The 17310-nt window shown below is 58.5% G+C and carries 17 protein-coding genes and 2 pseudogenes; 3 read left to right on the top strand and 16 right to left on the bottom strand.

Annotated elements, in window-relative coordinates; translation table 11 throughout:
* Positions 1 to 299: 299 nt before the first annotated feature.
* Both NKJ89_RS28000 and NKJ89_RS28005 read left to right on the top strand, forming a co-directional pair.
* Positions 300 to 976: pseudogene (locus NKJ89_RS28000) on the top strand (transposase); the annotation flags it as partial.
* A gap of 65 nt (positions 977 to 1041) precedes the next feature.
* Positions 1042 to 1215, top strand: a pseudogene (locus tag NKJ89_RS28005) (IS110 family transposase); the annotation flags it as partial.
* Positions 1216 to 1528: 313 nt separating this feature from the next.
* Here the strand turns inward: NKJ89_RS28005 and NKJ89_RS28010 are convergent.
* Positions 1529 to 2854 carry an ATP-grasp domain-containing protein gene (locus tag NKJ89_RS28010; protein ID WP_352607288.1) on the bottom strand — a complete coding sequence of 442 codons (1326 nt, stop codon included), beginning with the start codon at positions 2852 to 2854 and terminating at the stop codon, positions 1529 to 1531.
* A 1658-nt stretch (positions 2855 to 4512) separates the two neighbouring features.
* Between NKJ89_RS28010 and NKJ89_RS28015 the strand changes: the two genes are divergently transcribed.
* A complete protein-coding gene (locus tag NKJ89_RS28015) occupies positions 4513 to 5223 on the top strand; it encodes a hypothetical protein (RefSeq protein WP_352607290.1) in 711 nt (236 codons plus the stop codon).
* A 138-nt stretch (positions 5224 to 5361) separates the two neighbouring features.
* On the opposite strand, the gene NKJ89_RS28020 is transcribed toward NKJ89_RS28015, so the two are convergent.
* The 15 genes from NKJ89_RS28020 to nifE all read right to left on the bottom strand — a co-directional run bounded on the left by NKJ89_RS28020 (position 5362) and on the right by nifE (position 17275).
* Positions 5362 to 5628, bottom strand: a complete 267-nt coding sequence (locus NKJ89_RS28020; protein WP_352607292.1) for a hypothetical protein — start codon at positions 5626 to 5628, stop codon at positions 5362 to 5364.
* A 529-nt stretch (positions 5629 to 6157) separates the two neighbouring features.
* Positions 6158 to 6280 (bottom strand): hypothetical protein, encoded by a 123-nt coding sequence (locus NKJ89_RS28025; RefSeq protein ID WP_352607294.1) that lies wholly within the window; start codon positions 6278 to 6280, stop codon positions 6158 to 6160.
* 200 nt (positions 6281 to 6480) lie between these two features.
* Positions 6481 to 6861 (bottom strand): PALP domain-containing protein, encoded by a 381-nt coding sequence (locus NKJ89_RS28030; protein WP_352607296.1) that lies wholly within the window; start codon positions 6859 to 6861, stop codon positions 6481 to 6483.
* Positions 6821 to 7135 carry a pyridoxal-phosphate dependent enzyme gene (locus NKJ89_RS28035; RefSeq protein WP_352607297.1) on the bottom strand — a complete coding sequence of 105 codons (315 nt, stop codon included), beginning with the start codon at positions 7133 to 7135 and terminating at the stop codon, positions 6821 to 6823. The genes NKJ89_RS28030 and NKJ89_RS28035 overlap by 41 nt, the downstream gene beginning before the upstream one ends.
* Before the next feature lie 337 nt (positions 7136 to 7472).
* Positions 7473 to 7760 (bottom strand): exopolysaccharide production repressor protein, encoded by a 288-nt coding sequence (locus NKJ89_RS28040; protein ID WP_352607384.1) that lies wholly within the window; start codon positions 7758 to 7760, stop codon positions 7473 to 7475.
* Positions 7761 to 7825: 65 nt separating this feature from the next.
* On the bottom strand, positions 7826 to 8143 hold the full coding sequence (fdxB, locus tag NKJ89_RS28045; RefSeq protein WP_352607299.1) for a ferredoxin III, nif-specific: 318 nt from the start codon (positions 8141 to 8143) through the stop codon (positions 7826 to 7828).
* A complete protein-coding gene (locus tag NKJ89_RS28050) occupies positions 8140 to 8340 on the bottom strand; it encodes a CCE_0567 family metalloprotein (RefSeq protein WP_352607301.1) in 201 nt (66 codons plus the stop codon). Before NKJ89_RS28050 ends, fdxB begins: the two co-directional genes overlap by 4 nt.
* A gap of 188 nt (positions 8341 to 8528) precedes the next feature.
* Positions 8529 to 9089, bottom strand: a complete 561-nt coding sequence (locus NKJ89_RS28055; RefSeq protein ID WP_352607303.1) for a hypothetical protein — start codon at positions 9087 to 9089, stop codon at positions 8529 to 8531.
* Positions 9090 to 9154: 65 nt separating this feature from the next.
* Positions 9155 to 10324: a TlpA disulfide reductase family protein gene (locus tag NKJ89_RS28060; protein ID WP_352607305.1), complete on the bottom strand. Its 1170-nt coding sequence runs from the start codon at positions 10322 to 10324 to the stop codon at positions 9155 to 9157.
* 1313 nt (positions 10325 to 11637) lie between these two features.
* The gene (locus tag NKJ89_RS28065; RefSeq protein ID WP_352607307.1) at positions 11638 to 12240 is read right to left on the bottom strand and encodes a universal stress protein; all 603 of its coding nucleotides are present in this window, start codon (positions 12238 to 12240) and stop codon (positions 11638 to 11640) included.
* A 379-nt stretch (positions 12241 to 12619) separates the two neighbouring features.
* Positions 12620 to 13405, bottom strand: a complete 786-nt coding sequence (locus NKJ89_RS28070; RefSeq protein ID WP_352607309.1) for a response regulator transcription factor — start codon at positions 13403 to 13405, stop codon at positions 12620 to 12622.
* A 27-nt stretch (positions 13406 to 13432) separates the two neighbouring features.
* Positions 13433 to 13912, bottom strand: coding sequence for a NifX-associated nitrogen fixation protein (locus NKJ89_RS28075; protein ID WP_352607311.1), 480 nt, complete (start codon positions 13910 to 13912; stop codon positions 13433 to 13435).
* Positions 13913 to 13929: 17 nt separating this feature from the next.
* Complete coding sequence (nifX, locus tag NKJ89_RS28080; protein WP_352607313.1) at positions 13930 to 14427, bottom strand: nitrogen fixation protein NifX; 498 nt, start codon at positions 14425 to 14427, stop codon at positions 13930 to 13932.
* Positions 14393 to 15775, bottom strand: a complete 1383-nt coding sequence (nifN, locus tag NKJ89_RS28085; RefSeq protein ID WP_352607315.1) for a nitrogenase iron-molybdenum cofactor biosynthesis protein NifN — start codon at positions 15773 to 15775, stop codon at positions 14393 to 14395. The genes nifX and nifN overlap by 35 nt, the downstream gene beginning before the upstream one ends.
* A gap of 9 nt (positions 15776 to 15784) precedes the next feature.
* The gene (nifE, locus tag NKJ89_RS28090; RefSeq protein ID WP_352607317.1) at positions 15785 to 17275 is read right to left on the bottom strand and encodes a nitrogenase iron-molybdenum cofactor biosynthesis protein NifE; all 1491 of its coding nucleotides are present in this window, start codon (positions 17273 to 17275) and stop codon (positions 15785 to 15787) included.
* Between the last annotated feature and the right edge of the window lie 35 nt (positions 17276 to 17310).

Here is a 17310-nt window from a genome sequence, read left to right on the forward strand (position 1 = left end):
GACAAGAGATTGCCTAAACAAGCCTGTGTCGAGGACCCGACGAATCTGACACAATGTCGGACGGCGTCAATTCAGACCGCTATATGCCCGAGAGTTATAAACGCTAAACGCATCGAGTAGCCGAACACTTGCATTGGCTTAGACCGGAATCACGGGCGCCTTGATCAAAGGCGCCCTTCGCTTCGGCGATGCTTCGCCCGGTTGCAATGATAGGCGACCACGGCGGTGATCGCGCCCCAGCCCTGCGTGTATTTCACACCGCTTTACGTGCGGAACTTAGCTGTCGATTAGACCGCGCTCTGATGCTCGCGGGTTTCCTGCTTGGAATTGCGCATGATCGCCGGCTGATGCGGGAGCCGCACGTCAACATCGCGATCCGGTGGTTTGTCGGCTACGGCCTCGATGAGGCATTGCCCGATCATTCTTCGTTGACGAGAATCCGCCAGCGCTGGGGTGAAGAACGGTTCCAGCGGATCTTTGAGCGCACTGTACAAGCCTGTATCCACGCCAAAATCGCCAAGGGCGAAGTCATTCATGTCGATGCTTCGCCAATCCGCGCCGACGTCAGCTGGGATAGCTTGGCGTTGGGCCACCGTGAGGCGGTGAGCGCGGCGAATGCAGATGCGAAGGCAGCGCGATCAGAAAAAGCCGCAAGACAGGAAAGTTCAAAATTCTTCATCACGGATCCGGATGCGAGCATGGCGATTGCGCGGGGTAGTTCTCCATGTTGCCGTGACCACCGGGGAGATCAACGAGGGACAGATGATCGTAGAACGGATCGAAGCCGCCCTGGTGTCGACCGGGTTATTTTAGCACCGTCACTGCCGATGCCGGCGAAGCCTACGCGCAAGTGTTCGGAGCGTTCGAGGGTCGCGGCATTGATGCGTTGATTCCGGCCAAGGCAGAGCCGATCCGTAGCCCGGTCCCGCTTCGCCGCTTCCGCTACGATGCCAAGCACGACTTCCCGCGGTCCAAAGAATGGTATCGGATCAAAACGAGGCCGGACTCTAATCCCAACTGGAGGAAATTACCCATGGCAGGTCAGTTGTTCTGACGCGTAGCTCAACCGAGAGCACCCTGCGGGCATGGGTCTCCAACTCCGGGAGAGGATCGGCAAACGAGCTGCCGTGGCTGTGGCGCAAACTGGCGGTGACTATGCATTCGATGCTTAAAACCGGCGAGCTCTTTAATGCGAATGCAGGAGCCACAGCATAAATCCGGATAGCATTCAGAATCTGAACGCCTGAGGCGTCCCTGCCGGGACGTGAGCCGAGCCATTCCGCTGATGGCAGTGACTCAGCAAAGTGGGTCGTCCACATTGAAGGCTCGTCCCGCGAATCTCCATCATGCTGCGACTGATGTTGACCGCGAAGACAACCCACGGCGATTAGACAACCTTATCAAAGTGGAGTTGAATCACCGGTGAAGGCCGTCGTCACATCACAATCGACAGGACGTGCAATCCCTTCGGTGCTTTACCTTGCTCGTCCGGTGCGAGTATCAAGTCCCCGTCGGGGCTGCCTATTTGCTAACCAGCGGGCTTGATACCCATCATCTTATCTTGAGCCGCCGGCACTGGAGCCGAATGGATTTGGGCCCGAGATTGTTCCTTTTCGGCTGGAAATGGCGTTATCGACCAATCGATTAAGCCGGAGGCAAGCTGAAGGGTCGCTTGAGTCTGAGCAAGGTTGGGTGCAACGGCGATGACACATGCCATAGAGTCTCGGCAATCGCCTTTTCTCACGATCGGCGTTTTAGGTTGAACAATTAGTTTGACCTCGGCGACACCCGGCACTGCAGCCGCCCGGCTGCCGCCATCGATCCAATCGAGTATACCATCGCAATCAGGAAGCAGGGACCGCCAGGCCACAGTCTGCGAATGCCTTTTGCGCAGATCCCATTCCTCGCCGATGACAAGCTTGAGGTGCTCGGCAATGAGATCGACACCGTAAGCCAACTGAATCAGTTTAGGATCCCCCGCCGCCATACGCGGATTGACTTCAATGACAACTGGGCCGCGCTTCGTCCACCGGAATTCAATGTTCGTTGGTCCCCACCCAAGATCGAGAGCTCGCAAACAGTCCAGCGAAACATCGGTGATACGTTTATGCTCGCTATCAGTCAGCGGTGCCGGAAACGTGTATTCACGAATGACGAAATGCGGTGGGGGGCCAAATTCAACTGCTGCAATTGCAGTGACATCATTTCCCATTATGTTAGCGCAGTAATGCGCTCCTTGTGCAAATTCTTCGACCATTATTCTTGGCGAGGACTCCCATTTGCGTTGCTTTTGAGACGAGAGCCATCTGTGCTTTCCGCCGAATAAATAGGTCGCATGTTCGGTCACCTCGTCGAATTTGCGGCACAATTGGACACCGCTGCTCCCGATGCCTACAGCGGGCTTAAGAACCACCGGCAGGCCGATCTCCACGGCAGAGGTTTCTGCGTCCGTCACATTCGCAACCACGCGAAAAGCAGGTACTGGAACGCCGGACTTCGCGAGGAGCTGACGTTGAAGGAATTTATCGCAGCATCGTTCAACCGATGCGGGGTTCGGTCCCGGTAGATTGAAATACCGGCAGAGCTTTCCAACTGTCGCATAGAAAGACTCCGTGGCGCTCGTAATGCCAGCGATGTCATCGATCGCACGAAGGCGGGAACATTCGCCGATCAGTGCATCGAGATTGTCTGTATCAACACGGATTGCCTCATCGCCTTCCGCCGCCAGATAGTCGTATTGAGCTGGGTCGCCCGAGAGGGTAATTGGGTTAAGACCAAGTCGCTGTGCCGCCTGGACGTATAGCGGACCATTGCTCGTTGTGCCCTCAATTAGGACGAGCGCTCTTCTTGCCATTTGGATTGACCTCCGTTGCATAACGTGGGGCGGTCTGAGCGTAGCTTGGCATCAGTTTTTTCCACCGCGCAGGCCTTAGACCTGGGGGTGAACGTACCACTGTTAGCGATTTGCGGTCGCGAAGAGTCTAATAAAGTTATTTGAAGAATCTGTTGGCACGGAGAATTTGGATAAGTTGGGACTGTAATCTTCCAGGAACGCAGTTTGACCTGTCGGTGTTCAAAACTGATGGTTCTGTTTGGCTGGCGCGCAATGCGATCACGAGCGATGCGCGCTCAGGCCGCAGCGGGATACGGCTCGGCTCGGCTTTGTCAAGGTCACGCCGACAGCGTCTGCGGTGGAGATTGAGGAGGTGGCCGAATGGCAGAACCGCCCGCTATAATACTGCGTCGTTCGGGTCGGTCAGCTACAATAGGCATGGTCGTCTCCAGAGTGCTTGGTGGACAACTCCACTCTGTCAAAGAGCAGCGCTATCCACCCGCCCATGGGATCTGACCGTCCCGCGTCGTTCATGCAGCTGCATTGCCATCAGGAGTCCATCCGCTTCCTGACTGCTATCAACGCCGAGGTCCCGCCCACAGCGGTGCACCGTAGTCCTCGACAACAAACCCGCCACAAGCCAAGATGCGCCGCCGGCTCGACCGCCATGAGCGCTTCACCTCCCCACCCCGATCTCATGCTTCTTGCCTCGACGCGTTCGAAGTGTTCGTCGCCAAATTGTCGAAGCGCCCCCTCGCCCGGCGACTTCCACTCCGACTTCAACCACCAAGCCCATCAATCGCTTCCTTGCCGAGCACAACCAGCAGCCACCCCCGTTCACCTGACAGCTGATCCGACAAAATCATCGCCGTATTCAAGCGCGGGCTCCAAGCGTTGGATTTCCTCCACTAGAACTGAAAGAATATGCCTCCCGATTTTGTCTGATTGCAATGAGGACGCCCTCCGGTCGGCCATGGCGAATTTAAGCGTTCCGACGAAGGTGGTCTGCTGCCGCGAAGCCACGAGCTTTGAAAACTGCCTGCGGGTTCGACCATAAGCCGATCTGCAGCGAAGACTTGAACAAAAGATCGCAGGATCGTCGCATCAGGCATCGGTCGAGCAATGCTGGTTTTCAAGAGTCTCGAACGCCAGAGCTGCCGTCGTGTTGTGCGGCGCCCGCTGCGTTTCGATTGCCAGATAGGTTTCCCGGACAGCCCTGCCGTAGGTGGGGAGGGCGCCTGCCGTTTGGCTCTCCGGCAACGTCAATAACAGTCTCAGATGACCACATCCCACCTTCAGCTTTGTTGGGTCTGCGACACAGGCTTGTTGCCCAATTCCTTAGTTTGCCATCAGGCCAAACGGCTGAAAACAACCACCAAAATGTTTTCTTCGCCTCGTTCGGCCAATTGGCACGATTTTTGATGCCCTTCTTGCGAGGCGGCAGCAGGTAGCGACCGGCGCGTCGCCGATGACCATCTGCCCCTAAACGGAGGAACTGTCATGAACCCCGATTCGCGGCGCGAGCTTGCGGTATAGGTAGGACGCAAGACGAGACTAACAGATAAGACTATAGGCCTAAGCTGTACCATGAGAAGACGTTACGCTAGCTCTCTGCAGTATCTATTCCTTGCTCTAGTAAATTCAGGCCGGATCGTACTTCTTTGAGGTCGAGGAGTCGCATGCGAAACGATGTAACTACAACGACAGTTTCAAAGTTCATCTGTGGGGCGTACGACTCGTTGCTTAAATCCGGTCTCCACGTCACCATTGGAGACAATTTTGAAGAGTATATCAGGATCACCGATGGGCTTCCTGGAAAGTCCCCGACCTATCCACATTTTCGGCCAGATTGTTCTGACCTTTTACCTGGAAATGCCTTCTGGGTTATCGGCAGGGACCGGGCAGACAGAGTAGCGCACGTCCAAGCAATGCGGCTTTACGATCTCTCCACCAAAAGTCTTCATGAGCACCTTGAGACGCTGGGAGACTACTTCGCGGACCCTGCTCTCAAAGCAGGGCCTGCCTCTTCTTGTATCTGCTACGCACCGTCGGCCAGAAGAATTACCGGGCTTGTAGCGTATCGCGGTGACCTCTGGCTTCGGGAGGATTTTCGGGGACTTGGTCTCCTGCCTTTTCTTAGTCGGATCGCGTTTGGACTGGCTTGGGCCAAATGGTCACCGGATTTTGTTTACGCCCTCGTTGCTGCCTGGAACATCGAAAAAGGTGTAGCAGATCGTAACGGCTATCTGCGCAAAGAGCGTGGGGCAGTCGCGCGATTGCCAGCGCGCGGAATACACGACGACGACTGGCTCGTTTGGTTGACCCGGGAGGACCTGATGAAAATGCTTTCGAGCGCTTCGAATGCCGCGGTCGCGATGAGAACAGCGTGATGGTGACTTACTCCTGTAAACGCACCACGCGCTTTGCTGCCAGTTAAGACCTTCCGAAAACTCGGCCATCACCTAGGCAACGCAGCCGGCTTCCTCAATTTGCCTGACGTCGCTGTTTGGAAGAAGAACATTCCGATACTATCGTTCGTCCAGGCAAGTCAGAACTCCGACGACTGGCTGCCGTGGTTCAACATTCTTATGGGCGACGCTTCCACCCCTGCTACTCACCGGCCGCGTGCGAACTAGCGCTTCGGCAGGGTTTATGTCGACGATATCGGGATGGGCCTCACCCAAGACTACGAAACGAATCGACGAGATGTCTGCGTCGCCCAGTTGACGAATCAAATCGAGATACTTGTCTTTGACACGGCGGCTATTCATATAGGCGCCCATCATCGCAAACATGGATCACGAATATCCTCCAGCGCAGCGCTCACAACCATTGTAGATCCCGCCCCTATTCTATAAGCGTCGTGAAAGTCTGGATGCCATGGCTTTGGCATAAGCGTGCTCGACCATTTCGGTGCAACCGGATTGAGCCAAGGCTCGGAGTACCCGGCGAAACTAATGTCGACGGAAGTTGGAAAGCGCGCCAGATATCGATTGAAATCATCAAGACGAAGATGCTTCACATGAGAGACCGCTCTTTGCCGATGGGCGAACTTGTCCTGCGGACAAAAAGAACATCCGACGATGCAGCCGGCGGTAGTCGTTATTTCCAAAACCCTGCCGCCCGGGATGGCAGAGCCCAGTTCCTGTAACTAAGATCATCGGATGCCTCCACTTTTCTGATTCCATCGATCAAAATTTTCCAAATGAACTCAGTCAGCTTCGCAAGGGGCGGCAATCAACCGCCGGCTCCCTCGGTTTACTGGGTGGCCCTCGAACCAAATCGCCGGCATGGAAGGACGGCGAAATCGCAATCTGTCGAGCATCAGCCGTTGCGAAAGGTGTAGCCGTGCCCGTTGATCGCCGACGCACCGCCTAGATGCGCGTAGAGGACCCCCGATCCCTCTGGAAAGAAGCCTTTCTGGACGAGGTCGATCATCCCCTGCATCGATTTGCCCTCATAGACGGGATCGGCAATTATACCCTCGAGCCGTGCGTACAGACGGATTGCATCCTTGGTTTCCTCGGACGGAAAACATAACGCGGGTAGGCGTACTCCTTGAGCAACACCACATCATCCTCGAGGATTTCCGTTCCGAGCTCGATGAGCTTCGCTGTATGTTGGGCAATGTTTAGAGCGTCGGATGTTCAGTTTGAATCGCGAGCGTTGCGCTGCCGACCGTCCTTGGCGAATCCGACGATCATGCCGGCGTGCGTCGAGCCCGTGACCGTCCAAACGACGATGTAGGAGCTGTTTCTCCTGGGCGCGCACCTCCTCCGCGAGCCCGACGTACCCAAGCCCGCCATATTTGTGAACTGAGGCCCGGCCGGTATTGCGTAGGGCCTGCCGCCCGTTGACTTGGCTTCATCGAGCGGCTGTTCCCAACTGCGGCGGATGCCGATATCGAAGCCCTTGTCGACAAGGCGCACTTCTGCTCCCATGATCCGCCTCAAGAGAACGTCCCCGACCCGCTCGTAGCGGGCGTCCTCATGTGGTACCCAGCTCTCCTGAACCAGGAGACATTTCATGCCGATCTTGGCGGCGACCGCGGCGACCAATCCGCGTGTGGTTGGACTGCCCGCCGCCGATGGAGACAAGCGTATCGGCATTTGACGCGATCGCGTCGGGGATGATGTATTCGAGCTTCCGGAGCTTGTTTCCGCCAAACGCGAGACCGGAGTTGCAGTCTTCGCGTTTGGCGTAGATTTCCACCTTGTCTCCCAGGTGCTTGGAGAGGCGGTCGAGCTTCTCGATGGGCCTGGGTCCAATGGTGAGCGGATAGCGTTCGAACTTTCCCAGCATTTTCTCTCCGGCAACACGCGATGGAGCTGAATTAGCCATGCACGAGTCATTCTAGAGGCGTCTTTGATTTGAGGTCGTCTGGGTTATCGGACGCCGAAGAGTCCCATTACTAATTCCAGCGCCTCGTTCGTCATTGAGAGTTGCAACCGCACGCCGGTATACTGCGAGAGGCTACCAATGCGTATGGTATTCAAGAATGCCTCTCCTGGATTAACCAGAATGACCGGATTGCGGTCACCATGGATTTCTCAAGCACAGTATTCCTTCTAATATCTGCTCAATGTTGATGGTTGGTCCAAAGTGGCGCTATCTTGAGCACTGACCTTGTCATGAGGCGTCAAGGCAGCAGCAGCGATATGGCCAGCATTTGATCGCGCCGGAGCAAATCTGCGGATTCATTCGTCACCTCATCAAGGTCAGGCGGCTCGGATCCGACTTCCTTGCAACTGCCGAAATGCTCAGCCCTTTGGCCAGCTCGGCTATCGGAGCCAGACCGCCAGATCAGAAAGAGCACGCTTGCGAAATACGCGAGCTGAAGGAGCAGCGAACAAGTCAGCGTCGTGACGACTACTGTGCCAAGGGAATGAGAAGCGAAGTAGACAGTCAGTGCGGTGCTGCACAGCACCAGCCCCAGGACGCGACAAAAGATTCTAAAGGGCAACGCCGTTCTCCTGGTTTTGTCTCCTCAGATCATGCTGCGACATGGTCGGCCGCAACATGGGTCTGGCAGTTCTTCGGGCAGACGCGGGCGCAGGCTCCGCAGCCAATGCAGCGGCCGGCATGATCGACGACCATGATCATGCGATTGAGCTCGCCATCGAAATCGTCATCCTCGTCGTCGCAGGCGCCGAGGGTTTCACCCGCGTCATCGACGCCGTAAAGATGCATGACCTCGCGAGAGCAGACTTTGAAACAGCGGCCGCAGCCGATGCAGGTCGTGACGTCTATAGCGGTGAGATATTCCGGCACCCATCCGGAGCCGTCGCGGGTGATAAATGTGTTCGTCATCGTAACTTCTTCATTGCAGCGAGCGCTCTCTTGGCACCATCCAACTCGGCAAAAACCGCCGACGTTTCCTGAGCAACTTCCTCTATCTCAGTCCATTTCCCGGGAGATCCTCTGCAAGGTCGCAATTTCATCTTGGCAACTGCCGCGCGCAGCTGAAGCCTTGGGACTTTCTTCCCCATCTCATCCAGCTTTGACATAAATCCTTCCTCGAACTCGGTTTCTTCACGCCCGTGCCACGTCGGGCTAGGCTTCGATGGCTGAAGTCGAATCGTCGACCAGTTTCGTACCGGCCTCCGCGATTTTCCTGAACGTCTCGAAGCCGAACCCATGGACGTCTGGACAGAAAGACGAGTTGCCCGACCATGAAAAGCACGGCCCAAAGTCCTTACGGTTTCATCTCCACGATTGGCGATGTCACCGGGCGGAGACGCTCCGCAATGGCAAGCCGACGGCGGTGTAAAACAAATCGAGCCTCCACAGCACGTCCGGATCGGGGTAGCCCATGCCACGGATCGCTTGGCGCTTTTCTGATGACGATGAAGTCAGCCAGCAGCGTGGCGTCAGATTTGCCTTCCCATGAGCAGTAGGACTCCTGAGCACGGATCATCCGCACCAGGCATTTGACGAACGGGGTGGCAAGGGCCGCCTCGTCCTCGGCAGATTGCGGTATCAGACATTTCGCCTTCTCCTCAATTTCAGTCCTCTTCCTCGAAGCACGCTGCCTGTTTTCTGGGACGCCTACTTCGGGCACACTTGCGCAGCCGACGCGCGGCTCGGGGCGGCCCATTCCACTCAATTGATGTCCTCGTGGCCGACTTTGAACACCTCCTCGACTGCGAGATCTTCGACGCGAACTCGCGCCGTACATCACTTCCGCCGCAATGCGGCCACAGGGCATGAATATTCGAGCCTCGATCTGCTGCAAACAATCGGCCAAGTGCTGCATGGACCCTCCTTGCCGCGGTCATGCCAGGGGAATGGACGAATTGGCCAGGTAAGCCATTCGACCAATTACCCTTTTTTATCATTCTTCCTCGGCCGACCGCGCTTTGGCACCTTCGGGAAACTGTTTTGCGCAGCGGCAAAGAGAGCGCCGCAACAAGCCTTCGCACCCCTGTACTCGGCGAGGGCCTGCAGCAAATCCGGCAGATGCTGCTCTTTCAATTCGGCCGGGATAGGCTCCGGACGGTCCAGCGACGTCAGTGCCAGTTCGACCAACTCGATCGCGCGATCATTGTTGCCGTTCTCGTGATAGTACCGGGCGACCGCGGGATAGGATCCGAACTTGGGACTGTCGCCTTGCGGGGGATTCAGCGCCAGGATGTGTTCGGACAGCTCCTTGCCCATCGCGAAGCGCTCAGCAGGGGGAAGGCGCGAATGGTCATTGGCCGGATGGAAAAGTTGGTCTAGCGCCGAAACCATCCAATCCTCGGAATTTTTGTCGATCGCGTCGCGAACCAACTGGCGCATCACGGGCAAGCCGGTCCACATGTCTTGTATTTTGTGAAGCAACAGATGTGCATGGGCCAGGCGGAAATTGAGGTCGTCCGGCATCAAGGCAATGCCCTCTTCGATAGCCCAGAGCGCCGTCTTCCAATCTTCCAACTTCACCGCCGCCCAGAACCTGTCATCGATCGGCTTCGTCAACGCTTGTCCGCGCGCCAGCGGTTCGCTTGTTGCGATCCGCTCCTGATCGGCAGCTTTCGCTTTGTTGCTGGTACGCCAGCTGCCGTTGAGCACTTTCGGCAAAACCTCACCGAGTTGGCTGGGATGACCGGTAAAGGCAATGCAGCCGTCTCGGTCGACTACGAACGAGGTCGGAACCCCGACGCAAAAGCTGGGTTCCCTCCAAAGCTTCTTCATTTCGCCTGTGTAGTCGAACGCAATCCGATGATTCAGATCCGGGCACTTTTCGGCCAACCACGCGTCCAACTTGGTCCGGGCCTCGACGGCCGTTGGAGCGTCTTCATCAGCCGCGATCCCGACGACCTCAAGTCCGCTGTCCTTGTATTTCTCCTGTAGCTGCATCAGCTCGAGCATCTCCGCCGCAGATAGATCGCACCAAGTTGCCCAAAATTCGACGATATAGACTTTGCCGGGCTGGAAGTCCGCAAGGGGCTCGCCACGCAGCCAGTCCTCCACTTTGATCGAAGGAGCCGGTGACCCCATCCGCAACATCATCTTGCCCTCCAAAGCCATTGCCAACGGTTGCGTGACCTTATGCGCAAGCTTGTTCCCCTTTGAGACGGGGCACGAGGGTTCAACGAAGGGAGAGCATTGTTCGTCTTGCGCATCTGCGTGCAGTCAGCCTTCACTCAGTGTTGCTGAATCTCAATTCGCAAAGGCCGTGCCACGCGCTCAGCGCGCGGTAAACGCTTGATAATGCTTTGAAAAACTTCTGGCGCCCAAGATCGCCGCTTGTATTGGACGCGACATATTTTCCGCCACTGTCAGGTCTTGGACACGCACCACCCGCTTCCCGTCGGCGCAGAAGCGTGGCCACCGACGTCTCGACACATAGGGACGAACAGATGCATGACCGCGTTGGCTACGGCCAGCCTCGTCATCATCGTCCGCCTCAAGCCTTGCTTGAGCTTCTTGTCGTTTCGGTCGCTCAAGTGGTAGCGCGGAACGCCATTGCGATTGCAGGGGCCGCTCCCTCCGAGCATCGCCTCTGCCCTACCTCTTCCGCTTTGCGCTTGAATTCCTGGCTCGCAACGCCAGAGTTTCACGACGAAGCCGGTCATGTCCGGCTGCGTGTCGCGAATAACGCCAGATCGAGGAGGTGATCGGCCCGAAGAGAGCTGGATCTGCCGGCATATGCCGGGCCGGTGAACTCTCCCGGATCCTACTTTTGTTGTTCTGTGTCCCTGTGCGCAAGCCCTACAGGGACCACCTGGTGCGAATGTGAGCGTTGTCGGAATTGGCCGGCCTGAATGCCGCTAGGTCGCCACGCGATGGGCCAAGGCAGACTGAAAACGCCGAAGATGAGGCCGCCCTCGCCGCTGACGGCTACCATCTCAGGCGATGCTACCTGATTGATGCCACCGTTCGCGCCGAGGGCCTGCAAGACCGTCGGACTCGAAGGTCGGTGCGTTGGCCGCTGCACAGTCGTTTCCGTGTTCAGTTCCCGGCCAGTGGTGAGGGAAATCGTGATAACGCTAGTACGAAGAGGCTATGGTCCGAACGCGGCCTGCCGCGCTGAAACGACTCTCTTTCTCGACCTGACGCCGGCTCGGGTATCTGTGTTTGAGCGCATTGAGGACGCCTGGGCTTCTGCCCGGCCGTTTGTCTGCGCGTTACGGGTTGTCTCGGCGAGCAGACACCGAGCGCGTTAGAGGCGTCCGGGGAATGTGCTTCGAGGCGGCGCTTCCAAGTTGCTCATGAGCTTCGCGAAACCTGCTCGTTTGCGGCGACCTTCCTCCGACTTGGTATCAGGGTAGGTGGCCAGCGGAGTAGAGCTTTGAACAGCATCGGTGCTACTTCAGAACCCGTCAGCGGGCCAAAAACAGCGGCAAAGGCGTGCCAACTATCCATCTTATCACGCTACCGGAGAGCCGCTCGCGCAACCAGCGGCTGCCATAAGCGCCCATGACGATCACGTCGGCAGACATGTCGATTGCGTGCTGCGCTAGCACCTTGGCCACCGGTTTGCCGCGGCTCGCCAGCCGGTCGACCCAAACCCGAGCACCGTGCCGAGTGAGATAGGCAGCGATGTCGGCTCCCGGCTCTGCGCCGTTTCCGGTGCAGGTCGCCTCCGGATCGACGACTGCGACACGAACTTCCTCAGCACCGGCTAGCAGATGCAGCGCTTCTCGAATCGAACGGGACGCCTCGACTCGCGAATCCCAGCCGACCAGCACGCGCCGTGGAGACAGAGTCGCCTCAGCGCCCTCCGGTACGACAAGCACCGGCTTTCCCGTGTCGAACAAGCTGCCGTTGATAACAAGGGGTCCGAGACTAGTCTCGTTGAGAAGTGCGGGGCCGACGATTGTCAGGTCGGTGCAGAGCGCCCGCTGTCGCACCGCGTCACCGACGCCAGCCTTGTCGCAGTGTTCGGTGTCGACATCATAGCAGCGCCACGTGGCTCTCAGCACTTTGTGAATTTCCCTGCATGTCTTTTCCAGGTTGGCCATCTCCTGTGAAAATTGTTCCCGTGCGGCAATGTGGTGTGTGCGATGTCTAGACCACTCGGGGATGCCACCGCCCAACGGCGGAGGGGACCCAATAAGCGGAGGCGACATCAGGAGCGGCGGAGGCGATATAATTAGTACGGAAAGATACGCGCCGACCTCGGCGCACAAGCGAGCAGCTATTGCGACGTCCCGATCGGAATGGTCAGATCCCGTCACACTGAGTATTTTCTTGAAGGCCATCTGACTGCTTCCCCCTGAGATGTCGGGCCCGTAGCGCGTTTCGAACCGCAAGACTTGCCTTCCAACGAAGACGGAGAGTGGCACACCATCCGTTCGCGATTCAGTCGTCCAGCTTCTCGAGCGAGTAGCCGGCAGACCTGACAGTACGAATGACGCTACCTGGCGAGGCCGCCTTCAGCGCCTTTCTGATCCGGCTGATATGGACGTCGACAGTGCGTTCACCGACATGGATATTGTCCGGCCAGGCCGCGTCGATCAGCTCGTCTCGGCTGAAGACCTTGCCGGGAGCCTCAAGAAATTGCCGCAGCAGGTTGAATTCGAGAGGTCCGAGGTGGATGTCGTGGCCATTGCCGCGAACTCGGTGGGCGTCGAGCTTCATCTCAAGGCTGCCGCAGCAGAGCCAGCTGCCATTTTCGATCCCGTTTGAACCCGGCTTCGGTAGCGCCAGCTTCGTGCGTACATAGTCGAGCAGCATCGCCGGCGTGAAGGGCCGCACAAAGCTCTCGTCAATACCTGCTTTCAAGAGATCGAGCTGCTGGTTTTCGGCGCCGGGCGCGATCAGCGCAATAACCAGCAGGCCTCTGTTCCGGAACTCCGCCTTGAGCTGGGCACAGATGGTAGACCCTGTCGAGCTTGCCGGCTGGCAGTCCAGCACCACGGCCTGCGGCTCCCGTTCACTGGCTAATGCCAGCGCTTCCTCCACGCTTCTGGCCAGTTCAATCCTGAAGCCATCCACCCCCAGAATGTGGCTGTAGTACAGATACAACTCCGCATCTTGCGAACAGATCAGTACCCCTGGCTTCATCAGCGCTATCCCAAGAACCATATCGGCCTGGGCCGCCTCAATTGAGAGGGCTGGCCACCGCATGTCCTCAAGACCTGACATGATCCCCTCGATCGAAAGTCGGTTGCATCACGCCCGCGCCACCTCGGGATGAGCCTCAATGGCTGCGGTGGCATCGCCGGCCAGTTTGGTACCGGCCGCGGCGAGCTTCCAGAACGTCTCGAAACCGAACCGGTGGACGTCGCGCAGGGTCTTTGACAGAACGACCAACCGCCCGGCTGTGAAGAGCACGCGCCCGAAGCCCTCATGGCTCATCTCCATCATCGGCGATGCCATCAGGCCCGTGCGCTCCTCAATCGCAAGCCCGACGGCGGTGTAGAACTTATCGAGCCTCCACAGCACGTCCGGATCGGGATCGCCGATGATTGGAATTGCACGGCGCTGTTGCCTGGTGATGATGAAGTCGCCCAGCAGCTCGGGGTCCGATTTGCCTTCCCATGACCCGTGGGAATCATTGGCACGGATCAACCGCACGAGGCATTTGACGAACGGGGTGGCAAGGGCCGCCTCGTCCTCGGTGGCGGCAGGGCTAACAGCGGCTTCAAACATTTCGGCTACTCCTCAATTCAGCCCTCGTCCTCGAAGGAGGGTTTCTGTTCAGCGACACCTGCCTGCGCCAGCACCTTGCGCAGCCAAGGGGGAGGACAGGTCCTGAGCATCATCTGCGTGCGCAACAGCACCTCTTGGATGGTCTCGGGCTGCGGCACTTTGATCGGATGAATTTTTGCCGAAACAAGTTTGGCTGCCGAAGGTCCGCCGATCGCCCGACAAAACAGGAGATGACAGCCCTTCAGCGCCTCCACCTTCGGGGTGATGCGGTCATCGCCCTCGGTTCGGTGCTTCCCGCTCTCGTCGGAAACGTCATCGAAGGCCACGGCTTCGACGAGCTTCCACTCCTCGCGCATCACGTCGTAGACAGCAAAGCGCCTGGCCGAGCCGAAATGGGCGTTGATGTTCTTCATGTCCTGCGTGGCGATTGCCACGCGCAATGCGCCGGCTTGGCGTTCCGGCGTCGGTGCGTGAACCTCGTCAGTGACGAGCGAGAGGCGGCGAACTGAGCTCATCTGGTATTTCTCGCTTACGCAGTGGGTCAGGCGCTTCAGGCGTTGGCGCGTGCCGGTTGGCTTCAAAAATGTTGGCGATCTCGAAGATCAGGTCGCGGGTCCCTTGGTAGAGGATTGTGAGCTTGTGCTGGGCCCCGAGCCGGTCGAAGATCGGGAAGCCGACCCGCATGAGCGGAATGCCGAGGCGCTGCGCCGCCTGGCGGCCGTGGGAATGAGTAACGAAAAGATCAGCGCCGGCGCCAAGCGCTTCCAAATCGCCGAGATCGCCAATTTGAACCGACTGCGCTGGTACTTCCTCCAGAATTTTCGACATAGCGGCCGTTGTGACCGCCGCCGCGATTTCGGAGCCCATTCCGATGAAGAAGCTCGCGAGTTGGTAGAGTTGGTCTGGTTCAGCAGCGATCGCAATTTTCTTGCCTCCAAAGGGGAAATGTCCGTCGAGCAACGCGTCCTGCAACTGCGCCCGGCGACGGCGCACCCCAACCGGCGCTGCCGCGCCCGAAACTGCGGATAGCAGCGAGACGAACCGGTCGGCGTCCTTCAATCCAGTCAGCGACCGGAACAGCACGTAAGGCACGCCGGTCAACCTCTGCAGCAGCTCGGCCGGGCGGCGCATATGCTCCCCGATCGCGACGCATTGCACAGCCATGCCAAGCTCGCGGATATCCTCGACGCTGGTGCCGCCATAGGTGGTCGTGACCCACCCGTCGGGCACCGTACCGTCGAGCGAGCCGGAGATGTCCGGCAGAATCACGGGCTTCAGTCCAAAGCTTTCAACCATCTCACGCAAATGCTCGATATCAGCCACAGTGAGGTTCCAGCCAGGCAGGATCACGATCTTCTTCGACTGCCGCGCCTGCTCGCCGGGCCGCGTAATCCTTTCGATCATCGCGGTGACAGCCTTGGCCCAGCCCTCTTCGATCGCGCCATCGAAATCCGGTGTGTTGGCTAGCACCACCTCCGTACCCGCGAGTTCTTCCCTGCGCTTCAGCCTGATATTGGCGATATCGCCTGCGCAGTCTTCACCCCGGGTTTCCACCAGCGCCGTGGTGCAGACCCCGATCAGCGTTGGCTTTGTGCGGGCCTTGAGATTGAGGATCGCCTCTTCCAGATGGTCTGCCCCGCCGAGGATCGTCGCCACCTCGTCCATCGCCGTCGTCTGCAAGGGGATGGCTTCCTTGAAATGCCGCACGAAGAGCACGAGCGCGAAACTGGTGCAGCCCTGGCTGCCGTGGAACAACGGCATCGCGCCGTCGACGCCAAGAAAGGCCAAGGCGGCACCCAGCGGCTGCGATGACTTCAGCGGATTGACCGCCGCCGCTTTGGTCTGGGGAAGGATGCGGACCATCGGCTCTCCTCAACACTCGCCGAAATCACCGGCCGTCGTGCCGGCGAATTCCTGGACAACATGCAAGGTCGCGGTCTCGCTTTTCGTGCGCGGCAGTTCCTGCCTCACCGCAGGCGGGCAATCCCATGGTGCCGGTTCCCGCACCTGGCGCCAGATCGGGTTATGAATAGCGAGGTCGATCTGGCGTACGAGTTCCACCATGCCGTGATAGCCGGCGTAAGGATGTTGGCGCTCCTGGTTGATATCGAGCCAGGGTGTCTTGGCCTTCAGAGCGACGAATTGCGTGCGCCCGCCTGATAGCAGGATATCGGCCTTGTGTTCGGAGAGCATGGCGTAAAGCTCGCGCGCTGCCATCTGCTCGAATATATGGTTGTCGTCCTTGAGGATCTGCTTGACCCGCTCTTTGTCTTCGACGGTCGACTTCTTGACAGAGGTGCCGACGATCTCGATCCCGATCTCCATCAGCGCATGGACGACCGACCAGGACTTCACGCCGCCGGTGTTGAGCAGCACGCGCTTGCCTTCGAGCCTCGGCCGGTAGGCGGCTAGCTTCTTCCAAGCGATCGCCTCCTCCTCTGCAATCAACGCCTCGGTGCGGCCGAGGAGCTCCGGATCAGCACCCTGCTTCACGAGCAGCTCAGCTATGTTCCGGAGTGCATCCGAGGTATCGGTGATGCCGTAGAAGGAGCCTTCGAAGAACGGGATGTCCCAGCGCTCTTCCATCTTGCGTGCCAGATTGATGAGCGCGGTCGAGCACACCATCATAGCCGCCCGGGCGCGGTGCGCGCCGGCAATGTCGACGTAACGTGCGTCACCCGGAATGCAGGCGCGCACCCGGATCCCGAGCCGATCCAGCAGCGGCTTCACCAGCCAGAATTCGCCCGAGAGGTTGAATTCGCCAAGAATGTTGATGTCGTAAGGGCCGGCATCGTCGGGCTCGGCCGTGCCGATGACATGCTCGAGCAACGCCTCGCCGGCAAGCTTGTTGCCGAGATTCTTGGAGCCGACGAAGCCCGGCGCATTGACCGGTACAACGGCCAATCCGAAGTTTTCCGCAGCGCGCTTGCACACGGCCTCGATGTCGTCGCCGATCAGCGCCGTCACGCAGGTCGGATAGACGAAGATCGCCGGCGGCCCATACGCTTCCTTGATCTCGCGGATCGCTTTGAAAAGCTTCCGCTCGCCCCGCCCCATCACAACATCGAGTTCGGTGAGGTCGGTCGTGAAGCTTGTGCGCCACAGCGTTGGCCCGGACGAAGCCGCACCGCGGTTGTCCCAGGAATTGCCCTCGCAGGCGAGCGGCGCATGGATCAAATGCGCAACGTCGGTGATCGGCTGCAGCACGATCTTGGCGCCATCGAAGGCACAGCCGCCGGCCGCCGCCCCGGGGGTCAGTGGCTTCGAACAGCCCTCCTTGCGCGCCTTGGCATCCTTGCCGCGGTTCTGCTCGCAGGCGGGCTCGTTGAAGACATCCTGGATTTTGGCTTTGAGCAAGGACATTGCGTCGGACTCCAAAGTCCCTCGGGAAGACGACC

It is taken from the genome of Mesorhizobium sp. M0047, from assembly GCF_040323315.1.
GTDB lineage: Bacteria > Pseudomonadota > Alphaproteobacteria > Rhizobiales > Rhizobiaceae > Mesorhizobium.

Coding starts and splice junctions, on each gene's coding strand:
- NKJ89_RS28010 (WP_352607288.1), bottom strand. CDS start 2,854: ATGGCAAGAAGAGCGCTCGTCCTAATTGAGGGCACAACGAGCAATGGT.
- NKJ89_RS28015 (WP_352607290.1), top strand. CDS start 4,513: ATGCGAAACGATGTAACTACAACGACAGTTTCAAAGTTCATCTGTGGG.
- NKJ89_RS28020 (WP_352607292.1), bottom strand. CDS start 5,628: ATGTTTGCGATGATGGGCGCCTATATGAATAGCCGCCGTGTCAAAGAC.
- NKJ89_RS28025 (WP_352607294.1), bottom strand. CDS start 6,280: ATGCAGGGGATGATCGACCTCGTCCAGAAAGGCTTCTTTCCAGAGGGA.
- NKJ89_RS28030 (WP_352607296.1), bottom strand. CDS start 6,861: ATGAAATGTCTCCTGGTTCAGGAGAGCTGGGTACCACATGAGGACGCC.
- NKJ89_RS28035 (WP_352607297.1), bottom strand. CDS start 7,135: ATGCTGGGAAAGTTCGAACGCTATCCGCTCACCATTGGACCCAGGCCC.
- fdxB (WP_352607299.1), bottom strand. CDS start 8,143: ATGACGAACACATTTATCACCCGCGACGGCTCCGGATGGGTGCCGGAA.
- NKJ89_RS28050 (WP_352607301.1), bottom strand. CDS start 8,340: ATGTCAAAGCTGGATGAGATGGGGAAGAAAGTCCCAAGGCTTCAGCTG.
- NKJ89_RS28055 (WP_352607303.1), bottom strand. CDS start 9,089: ATGCAGCACTTGGCCGATTGTTTGCAGCAGATCGAGGCTCGAATATTC.
- NKJ89_RS28060 (WP_352607305.1), bottom strand. CDS start 10,324: ATGATGTTGCGGATGGGGTCACCGGCTCCTTCGATCAAAGTGGAGGAC.
- NKJ89_RS28070 (WP_352607309.1), bottom strand. CDS start 13,405: ATGTCAGGTCTTGAGGACATGCGGTGGCCAGCCCTCTCAATTGAGGCG.
- NKJ89_RS28075 (WP_352607311.1), bottom strand. CDS start 13,912: ATGTTTGAAGCCGCTGTTAGCCCTGCCGCCACCGAGGACGAGGCGGCC.
- nifX (WP_352607313.1), bottom strand. CDS start 14,427: ATGAGCTCAGTTCGCCGCCTCTCGCTCGTCACTGACGAGGTTCACGCA.
- nifN (WP_352607315.1), bottom strand. CDS start 15,775: ATGGTCCGCATCCTTCCCCAGACCAAAGCGGCGGCGGTCAATCCGCTG.
- nifE (WP_352607317.1), bottom strand. CDS start 17,275: ATGTCCTTGCTCAAAGCCAAAATCCAGGATGTCTTCAACGAGCCCGCC.